Raw genomic sequence first — 722 nt, forward strand, 5'->3', positions numbered from 1 at the left:
CTGCGGAGGCCGGTTCCTGCGGAGACCCGTTCCGGCAAGGGCCGGTTCCCCCAGAGGCCGGATCCCCCAAGTGCCAGTTCCCGCAGTGCCATGCCCCGGCGCGAGCCCCGACCCGACGAGGCCTCTGCCGTTGCGCCTGTGGCGCTGCCCCACTCCTGCGGAGGCCGGTTCCTGCGGAGACCCGTTCCGGCAAGGGCCGGTTCCCCCAGATGCCGGTTGCCGCAGAGGCCCTGACGATCAGATGGGCTGACGGGCGGGCGATCACGCGGGCGGGCGAACGGGCAACTCCGGCCGGATGGCTTTTTTTTGCGGCGCTGTGTTTCGCAGCGAGCGGGCGGCGAGCCGTATTCCCCGGGCGCTCCCGGAGCGGGGTTCCCGACGCAGGGTTCCCGACGTGGACTTGCGCTGACAGGGTATCGCCGGGGCATCTCTGCCTCCGCAGGGCATCCTGCGTCTGCGGGCATCCCCGCCGCCGCGATATCTTGGGGCACCGGCACGAGCGGCAACGCCGGCGGCAGCGGCGTTCGGTTTGCCGCGCCTCGGCCGGCCGCCGCGCTCCGTTGCCGGCCCTCCTCATCGGCCGCCGGCCATCGCCACCGCATCCGCCGGCTGCCGGTGCCGTCGGACCGGCATCGCAGCGGCGTCTGCCGGCCCTGTCAGAGCTCCGTCCCTGTCCGACGTCCATCCCTGCAAGACCTGCGCCCCTGTCAGACTTCCTTGAG

This window comes from Pseudoxanthobacter sp. (assembly GCF_036822375.1).
Classification (GTDB): Bacteria; Pseudomonadota; Alphaproteobacteria; order Rhizobiales; family Segnochrobactraceae; genus Pseudoxanthobacter.